This window comes from Oligella sp. HMSC09E12, assembly GCF_001808505.1.
Lineage (GTDB): Bacteria > Pseudomonadota > Gammaproteobacteria > Burkholderiales > Burkholderiaceae_B > Oligella > Oligella urethralis.
This window is the reverse complement of the sequence record NZ_KV793606.1, coordinates 58,950-67,907: the sequence shown is the minus strand read 5'-3', so window position 1 is coordinate 67,907 and position 8,958 is coordinate 58,950. Positions and strand designations below refer to the sequence as shown.

Below are 8,958 nucleotides of genomic sequence, written 5' to 3'. Positions count from 1 at the left end.
GGGATGAGGTGCAAACCTCACCCTACTCGATATTTAGGGCGTTAAGATCCTGCGTTAGAATGCTTTATCGAAGAATTTTTTAGGCAAATAACAATATGCTAGATGGTTTGATACGTATATCACAGCAAGAACTGCTTGATTTAGAAGCCTCTGAGACTATGGTGGTGACGGTCAATAACCGCATGGCCATTCATCTAAAGCGGCTCTTAATTAGTGCAAAGCGTGAAACTGCACAGGTTTTTGAATTGCCACGCATACAGCCTTGGTCGGTTTTTACCGAGTCACTCACAGAGCGTGTCGCCTTTGCGGTGGCTGCGGTGCCTGCCGCCAAGCAGCTCAGTCATTTTGCCGCCTTACTGTATTGGGAAGCGGTGCTAGAAGAGCAGCAATTAAGCACCCTAAATCTTAGTAAACTAGCCCGGGTCTTGGCCGAGGCCCATACCCTAGAAACAGATTGGGCGATTCGCGTAGAGGATGCCGAGCTAACACCCGAATACCGTGAGTATCAAAGCATTAAACAGCATTATTTAGCACGTTTACAACAGCGTGATGCCATTGATGGCCCATTACGGGATCAATGGTTATTACAGCAATTACAAGAGGGCAATGCTGCCAGTGCTTTGTTGTCGGGAAAAGCAATTGTGCTCTTAGGCTTTAGAGAGTTGTCGCCAACGCAATCAGCCTTATTAGCAGCCTGCCAAGCCTTGGGGGCGAGTCTTTATCGCTTGCATGATGATAATCAACTAGCAGCGCAGCTTAGCGTGTACCAAGCACATAGTCGGCGCGAGGAGTTGGAAGCCGCAGTAGATTGGGCTAAGGCTCAATTAGCCGCGCATCCTACTGGTCGTTTTGCCATTATCGATCCCTTATTACAAAGCGAGAATAGTACCGTACGTCGCTATTTGCATGAGCGTCTTCAGGCCTCTGGACTACAAACTGATTTGCTCTATAACGTAGCCATTGGGCGCCCTTTAAGTGATTGGACGATTGTACGTTCAGCCTTGGCTTGTTTACGTCTGTTTATTACCTTAGAAAGTAGTGGCCGCATCGCGACTCAAGCGCTGGGTGAAGCTTTACTATTAGCGCAGGAGGCTTTACTCTCAGCCTGGTCAGATGAGATTCATGCCATTGATTTAAAGTTGCGTGAAGCCAATAAAATCAGCTATAAAAAAGCGGAAGTGCAACAATTCTTTTATGAGATTTCGGATGAGTTTGTTGACTTAACAAAGCGAGCGTTTGCGCTTTTTGGCACGGTTAGTTCCCTCAAATTTAATCAGCACTTAGCGATATTTAAAGCATTTTTCGAGCTCTTTAACTTTCCCGGTATCGCTAAGTTGAGTTCGGTGCAGTATCAAGTATGTCAGGCCTTTGATGAGACCTTGAAAAATGCGGCTGCTTTATCACCGCTGCTAGACACGATGTCTATACGTGAGGCCTTACATTTATTTGAGCGCTTATGTAGTCAACAAATTTTCCAACCTCAGCGAGCTGCCACAGCACGCTTAGATGTGTTGGGTATGTTGGAGGCCGAGGGCGCCAAGTGGGATGCTGTGTGGATATTAAGTTTGCAAGATGATGTTTTACCCACGGTCCCTAAACCCAATCCCTTGATTCCTAAAACTGCACTACAGCGAGTAGCTGCACCACGTTCAGATCAGCAAAGGGAGTTTGAATGGGCTCAAGCCATGTTAGAGCAGCTATTAAGCACGGCGCCGCAGATTCATATTAGTTGGCATGCCTTTAGTGGTGAAATGCCGACCAAGGTCTCCCCCTTATTAGCCCAATACCTACCCGAGGATCAATGGCTTACCATTGAGGGGCAATGCACTGTGGACGCTGTGAGCGATAAGCTGGTAGTGGCGGAGCTTGAATTTTTGCAGGATAATTACGGGCCGCCGGTGGCGGGGTTATTGTCCGGCGGCACAAGACTAATTGATTTACAGGCCAAGAACCCGCTTTGGGCCTTTGCAGTCTATCGATTGCATATGCGTGAGTTTCATTCCTATCCTCGCTATGAGCTTGATCGCATGCAAAGGGGGAGCTTTATGCATGCGGCCTTAGAGCTATTTTGGCAAGGGGTGCGTGATCAACATAGCTTACAGGCAATGGATGAGAATGCGCTTAAAGCCAAAATCTCAGAGGTGGTGGATGTTTGTGCAAAGGAGGAGCTGCTATTTGACTCCAATGCTTTACTGAATTTAGAAAAAGAGTATGCCAAAAATCAGTTATTTCACTTTTTAAGTTTGGAGCAAAAGCGCGAGTTAAGCTTTAGCGTGCAGGAGCTTGAGAAAAAGGTGCAGCTACCTTTAGCTTCCATACAGTTACGGGTGACGGTTGACCGTATAGATTATTTAGAAAATAACAGCTATTTGTACCTAGACTATAAAACCGGTAGTTTGCCAAATTATAAAAAGCATTGGTATCGAGAGCGACCCATCGATTTACAGCTGCCCTTATACGCCGCCTATGGTGAGCATGCGATAAGTGATATTGGTGGGGTAGGTTTTGCCAGTTTAAAACCCGGCAAGATGGGTTTTGGCGGTATTGGTCTAGTGAATTGGTCGCTCGAAGAAAGCAGCAAAGGGGTAGAGCAAAAAACAGCCGCCGCTTTTGAGGAGTTATTAAGGGTGTGGAAAACTAAGTTACACAGCTTGGCCGAGGAGATTTCCAATGGCTTCGCGGCTAATCGTTATGAAGATAAAAAAGATATGGACTATTGTGAGGTATTACCCTTTTTAAGATTGTCGCAAAGCGTTGAGGAAGAGGAGAGTGATGATGAGTAAAAAGCCTTCTGATCTGGCCCAACGCCAGCGTGCTTTGCAAGCAGATAGCTCCTTTTTAGTACAGGCCCCGGCTGGTTCCGGTAAGACCGAGTTAGTCACCGATCGCATTTTGGCCCTGCTTGCCATTGTGGAACAGCCTGAACAAGTGTTAGCCATTACCTTTACCCGTAAGGCTGCCGGTGAAATGCGCAATCGTGTGTTAGAAAAGCTGCGCGCCGGTTTGGAGCCGCAGCCCGTGGAAGAGCATAAAGTAAACAGTTGGCAATTAGCTCGACAGGTCTTAGCACGCAATGAGCAAAAAGACTGGCATTTATTAGAGTATCCAAGTCGCTTGCGCATCATGACCTTTGACTCCTTGAGCTCAGGTTTGGTGCGGACCATGCCTTGGTCTTCACAGACCGGGGGTAGCTTGGAGATTTCCGATTCTTTGTATCGTCAATACCGGCAGGCCGCCTTGTTGACGCTGAGTCAAATTGACCGGTCAGTTGAGTTGCAGGCAGTCTTAAGTCATCTTAATGTGGATCTAGCGCATTTGGAAGGTGCTTTGGTAGAAATGCTGCAGATCCGTGATCAATGGCAGGATGTCTTGAGCGATCCTCAAGCAAGTATCATCGCCATGGTACAAAGCATGGAATTATTGGTGACACGTGCGATACAACGGGTAAAGGATGCATTACCCTTAGGTTTTGAGACGGAATATATACCGCTATTAGCGGCTTGGGCTCAACATTGGCCACCCTTGGCGTCTCTCAAAGCGGTTGATAATCAAGCGCTAACTGTTAGTGCCGATGATGTGGAGCGTTGGCAGGCGCTAGCAGAGTCGCTATTGACCACGGGAAATAGCATTCGGAAGCAATTGACCATCAAACATGGGGTTGCGCCTAAAGCACCGTTTAAGGCCTCGCTGGTGGATTATTTAAAGCATACTGACTTTAGTCCAGAGCTGATAGAGGCTTTGGTCACAGTTAAATCCTTGCCGACGCATCTATTAAATAATGATCAGCTAGTTATTTATCAGCAGCTTGCGAAGGTGCTGAGCATTGCTTTGGAGCAGTTGCATCAAGTGTATATTGCCGACGGGGCGGTGGATTTTACCGAGGTGGCACTGAGTGCTTTAAATGGTTTAGGTAGTGCGGATGAGCCAGCGGACTTACTATTGGCATTGGATGCCCGGATTCAGCATTTATTGGTGGATGAATTTCAGGATACCAGTCAGTTGCAAATTGATTTATTGGCACTTTTGACCTCCGGTTGGCAACCGCAAGACGGTCGTACGGTATTTTTGGTGGGCGATCCCATGCAGTCGATTTACCGCTTCCGTAAGGCCGAGGTCGGTCTTTTTATTAAAGTTGCGAGTGAAAAAAGACTGAATCATGTGCCGCTGGAAGTGTTGAATTTGAGAGAAAATTTCCGCTCTGTTGAAGGGATAGTCGATTGGAACAACAAGATTTATCAAGAGAGCTTTCCTGCCGAATATAACGAGGAATTCGGCGCTGTCCCTTATGAACATTCGGTGTCTTTTCATGGTCCAGGCGGATTAGAAGCGGTCACGCATTATCCCTTTTATTACACCACTAAAGAGATTAAAGGGATTGACTCCAGAGCCGAAGCGATTGAGGCGGCTGAGCAAAAAGTGGTCGAGCTAGTGAAGGCAGCTTTGGTAAGACATGCAAGGGCTGAAAAACCCATTGCTATTTTGGTGAAAAATCGTAAGGCCTTGGGGCGTTTAAATGAGCGTTTATTGCAAGCCAATATTCCCGTACGTGCAGTGGATATGTTCCCTCTGAGTGAACAGCCTTACGTGATGGATTTAATGCAAATTATTCGCGCTTTAACTTATCGCTACGACCGTGTGGCGTGGTTGTCATTATTTCGTTCACCGCTTTGTGGTTTAAGTTTAAACAGCTTGCACTGCCTCTTTGGCAGCAAGGAAGAGCTTAATGTGATCAAGCAAATCCGTCATGCCTTGGCGGATGCGTCGATGCCTGCCCGTTTGGGGGCGGAGCAGTTTGCGCGCTTTAAGCATGTGAGTGAAGTGATGTTAAATCAAAATACCGAGCAGCAGGGCTTAAGCTTTGCGATACGGGTCAATATGATTTGGCAGCAATTGGGTGGCCATTTGCTTTATGCAAAGCCCTCCGAAAGGGCAGATATTGAATCGGTCTTCACCCTCTTAGATCAATTAGCACCCTATGGTAGCCCAGATCTTGAGGTATTGGAGCAGCATATGGCGGAGTTGTACGCCGAGAGCGTGGTGGCCGGTGCCGCAGTAGAAATTATGACCATTCATAAGGCTAAGGGTTTGCAGTTTGAGGAGGTGATCTTGTATGGATTGCATGCTCAATCGCGTGGTAGTCAGGAGCGGCTGTTACGTCTTGAGCCTTATGAGTATGAAGTAGAGGGGCAAAGCAAACCTGGCTTGTTAATTGCGACGATGCCATCAAGGCAGCATGGTGCGGCCGAAGATGTGATGAGTAAGTTATTAAAAAGTCGTGAAGATTATCGTGAATCCTTAGAGCAAGCGCGTTTACTCTATGTGGCGACCACACGGCCTTGCCAAGCCCTGCATCTGTTTTATTTAATGCCTCTCAATGAAAAAAATGGTGAATTAGAAGTTAAGTCGCCGAGTAAAAATCAGTTTTATCATCATATTAAGCAGGCCCTACCATTCAATATTGAGGAGATTAAAGCGAGCTTAAAAGATTATTTAGCAGTGCAAGCGGCCGAGCAAAATGAGACGGCAGGGGCATTGATTGGCACAGCTACATTATCGCAGCAGACGGCATCCAGCGAGCCAATTGAGGTGGCTGATTTTGTGCGTTTTAGTGAGCAGACAATAGCCCAATTGGCACAGCAATATGAGCCGCACCGACAACTGGGTGAGCAATTAGCCCATGCGGCAAGCACTCAGTCAGGTACTTGGCAGTTTATCAGTGATCAGGAGGCGATCTTAGGTACGGTGGCGCATGCCTGGTTACAAATGATGGCCTTGGATCGAGCACAAAGGTGGGATGAGCAACGTCTACAACAGGGTGTATCGCTGATGCGTTATCAGTTACTGAGCGCAGGCTATAGTGAAGCAGGCATTGAGCAAGCGCTCGTCAGGGTGCAACAGCTATTATTGAAAACGTTGAATCATGAGGAGTTGAAAGCCATTTTTGCTAATCCGCAAGTGCAATGCGAATGGCCTTTATATGATGTGAATGGCAAATTGCTGGTGATGGATTTGGTGGTTCCGCACGATAACTATTGGCAAGTCATTGATTACAAGAGCTCACAACGTCGCCCGGATGAAAGCCTGGAGGCGTTTAAAGCGCGTATGTGTCGCGAATACCGTCCGCAGCTGCAAAGTTACTGCAATTATTTGCAGGCGATTGATGGCAAAGCAGCTAAAGCTTCCTTATTCTTAATCGAAGAAGGGGTATTGCTAGAAGTGATTGGTTAAACTTGTTATAATTGACAATGGTGGGTCCCTTCGCATAGGTCCATGGTCAACCTGGTCAGGTCCGGAAGGAAGCAGCCACAGCCATTCAGACTTAGTGCCGAAGTCAGGCTCACCACCCTTATTAGGATAAGCAAAAATCCTATCTATCCTAATAAAATCAATCGCTTAGCCAGTCAGCAGTAATAAGTAATAAATATTTCTAATTTTCGACAAAGAAATTACTCAAATATTACTCATGGCTACCATCACTAAAGCCAAAAAAGCTTATCGAGCACGCCCTCTATTAAATCGACTATTTGCTCAAGCTAAATACGTTTAATTGCTGTGTTATAAACTTCGTTGCGTTCTCGTTTACCAATAGCTACTACCGAAACCACTAACTCCTTATCTCTAACCTCATAGACTAGCCTGTATCCAGTGCTTTGCAATTTAATTTTATAGCAATTTTTCATTCCAGTTAATCTTGCTGACGGTATGTGAGGGTTTTTCAAACACTCAGTTAGTTTCTTTTTAAATTGTCGCTTTATTGTAAGATCAAGCTTTCTCCATTCTTTTTCAGCTTCGGCTTTAAAAAATAACCTATAAGTCATCAAGCGAAACCTCTACTTCTGGTGAGTTTTGTCGTTGTCTCACAATGTCAGCTAGCTCCATATCCTCAAGTTTATCCATTAAAGCCTCATAGGCATCCGCAGGAACACAGTAAAAAACAGGCTGATTACGATTTAATACAACGACTGGAAATCCTTCTGCTTGTTTCATTACAGCCATCGGATTCTTTTTTAATTCACTAATACTAGTTGAATTGTTAGCATAAATTTGACGGATTGACATTAAAATCTCCTTAATACACAAAAGACCATTTAATAGCTCTAATTATGACTCTTTTAAAGTCAAAAATCAAATGCTTAAAATTAAGTTTTGTCTTTATTGCGGTTTAGTTTTTTAGGCAGAAAGTGGCAACTTTCTTTCCTTAAATATACTAAGCCTTGATGCAATAAAAAAATGAGAACTCAAGTTGTTTTAATCAAGAAAGCAGGGGGGGTGACATGTAGTAAGAGCCGCTTTTGATAGGATATGAATATTGAATAAAGTCAGGGGTTTGACGATGAAACCGTCTGACCTTTTAGAGCAAAATCGCGCTAGATTATTGGACATCTTTTCTAAGTATCCAAAATAGATAAAGCGAGTGTTTTTTTCTGTTTTAGTCATTGGGACACCCCAAAACGCCTTTATTTTATATTAAGTAATTGATTTAAAAGGAAATAGATGGGTGTCCCGAGAAAAAGTGACGAAGACAGGAGACTTTGCCTGTTTTGCTGCCTCATAGACTTGCGTGCACTTCGCTAAGATCTCTCGGTCTTGCGTCTATAGACGTGCTTCTGTGATGTCGGCAAAGGGCTTCTTAGGGTAGTGAGGCATGTCCATACCCTCCATATAGCCCGGGCTTTTTTTGATAAGGTCAATAAGGCGGCTGTTTCAGCCAAGGCCTTCTCCTTAGGTCGTAGTTCGCATTCCCAATTGCTGTGTTTTACGGCGCTCTGTTCATGGCTCAAGTCTGCCATACGTTGATGATGAGAAGGCAATGATTTCCGGATGAGTTCTTCTTTAAACTTAAGACGATGAACTGCCATTATAAGATCCTAACCGCCGCCCTAAATGGGTTAAAAGTAAAAATTAAATGATCGGACAACTCGTGTGACATAGGGGACAAAGAACGTCATCGCTTGGAAGAATTAAAGGAAATGCACAAATTACCACAATTTATGAAAGGAACGTTTCTGATAGTATTAGAGCATTGATTAAAAAATAATCAAAGAGCGACATGAACAACCAAACTTTATTTAACGCATTAGGTTTTAAATGGGATCGTTCCAAAATTCCTTCAATTATTCCTATATACACTGTAGAGGCAGCTTGTTTTCGTTTTATGAGAAATTTGCCCGAATTTATTTGGAGCGCTGGGGTCTTAGAGGGTAATCCATTCACTTTCAATGAGGTTAAAACCTTATTGGAGGGCATCACTGTTGGTGGTCATAGAATTGATGACCAAGAGCAGATTCTTAACTTAAATGCTAGTACTCGTCACCTTATAAGCTTAGTTCGCTCAGGTGAGTTTGAGTTATCTAAACAAAACTTTGATAGCATTCATAAGTTAGTCGCTAGAAACGAGGTGTTGGAGTGGGGGAATTTTCGAGGTGAGGGTGAGGAAAAGAACTATACGCCCTATGTGGCGTTAGGAGAGTTAGGGCAATACAATCCTATCCCAACAGAAGATAACGCAGCTACCTTAAATAAAGTGTTTGATGAGGGCTTAGAGAAACTAAAAACACTGCCAGTTTTTGAAAGAGCCACGGCCTTTTTCCTTTTTGGTGCATTGCAACAGTTTTATTTTGATGGTAATAAGCGTTCATCTCGATTAATGATGTGTGGTGAATTATTAGCTAATGGTATAGCAGGCATTAGTATTCCTGCACAAAAAAAGGAAGAGTTTAACGAAAAAATGCAAGACTTTTATATCAATAAAGACGCTACGCTAATGATGGATTTTTTAGTCCGCTGTCATCCTGATGTAGAACTGATAAGAAAACTAAACGAAGCTGAGCAAGATATAGAGCGCCCATGAGATAACTCGCTATTTAAGCTAAGAAGTTATTTGCTATAATGAATCCACTTAATTACTCATAGTATTTCTAATCATATTTTGTTAGCCTTTGATGTAAAGGGTTTTTA

At 44.2% G+C, this 8,958-nt stretch carries 5 protein-coding genes and 1 other RNA gene; 4 read left to right on the top strand and 2 right to left on the bottom strand.

All coding sequences use genetic code 11. The features are described from left to right. Positions 1-95 precede the first annotated feature (95 nt). The 3 genes from HMPREF3179_RS09695 to ffs all read left to right on the top strand — a co-directional run bounded on the left by HMPREF3179_RS09695 (position 96) and on the right by ffs (position 6,345). A complete protein-coding gene (locus HMPREF3179_RS09695; protein ID WP_070470964.1) occupies positions 96-2,783 on the top strand; it encodes a PD-(D/E)XK nuclease family protein in 2,688 nt (895 codons plus the stop codon). Next, complete coding sequence (locus tag HMPREF3179_RS09690) at positions 2,773-6,228, top strand: UvrD-helicase domain-containing protein (protein ID WP_246824438.1); 3,456 nt, start codon at positions 2,773-2,775, stop codon at positions 6,226-6,228. Before HMPREF3179_RS09695 ends, HMPREF3179_RS09690 begins: the two co-directional genes overlap by 11 nt. 19 nt (positions 6,229-6,247) lie before the next feature. Next, an RNA gene (ffs, locus tag HMPREF3179_RS09685) (signal recognition particle sRNA small type) lies at positions 6,248-6,345 on the top strand. 188 nt (positions 6,346-6,533) lie between these two features. On the opposite strand, the gene HMPREF3179_RS09680 is transcribed toward ffs, so the two are convergent. Further along, positions 6,534-6,818, bottom strand: a complete 285-nt coding sequence (locus HMPREF3179_RS09680; protein WP_018025640.1) for a type II toxin-antitoxin system RelE family toxin — start codon at positions 6,816-6,818, stop codon at positions 6,534-6,536. Further along, complete coding sequence (locus HMPREF3179_RS09675) at positions 6,808-7,059, bottom strand: type II toxin-antitoxin system Phd/YefM family antitoxin (RefSeq protein ID WP_018025641.1); 252 nt, start codon at positions 7,057-7,059, stop codon at positions 6,808-6,810. The genes HMPREF3179_RS09680 and HMPREF3179_RS09675 overlap by 11 nt, the downstream gene beginning before the upstream one ends. A gap of 991 nt (positions 7,060-8,050) precedes the next feature. Between HMPREF3179_RS09675 and HMPREF3179_RS09665 the strand changes: the two genes are divergently transcribed. Beyond that, on the top strand, positions 8,051-8,851 hold the full coding sequence (locus HMPREF3179_RS09665; protein WP_070470958.1) for a Fic family protein: 801 nt from the start codon (positions 8,051-8,053) through the stop codon (positions 8,849-8,851). Positions 8,852-8,958 lie beyond the last annotated feature (107 nt).

Bases quoted from the DNA above. Each gene is read 5' to 3' on its own strand.
- HMPREF3179_RS09680 (WP_018025640.1), bottom strand. From the start codon at position 6,818: ATGACTTATAGGTTATTTTTTAAAGCCGAAGCTGAAAAAGAATGGAGA.
- HMPREF3179_RS09665 (WP_070470958.1), top strand. From the start codon at position 8,051: ATGAACAACCAAACTTTATTTAACGCATTAGGTTTTAAATGGGATCGT.
- HMPREF3179_RS09690 (WP_246824438.1), top strand. From the start codon at position 2,773: ATGATGAGTAAAAAGCCTTCTGATCTGGCCCAACGCCAGCGTGCTTTG.
- HMPREF3179_RS09675 (WP_018025641.1), bottom strand. From the start codon at position 7,059: ATGTCAATCCGTCAAATTTATGCTAACAATTCAACTAGTATTAGTGAA.
- HMPREF3179_RS09695 (WP_070470964.1), top strand. From the start codon at position 96: ATGCTAGATGGTTTGATACGTATATCACAGCAAGAACTGCTTGATTTA.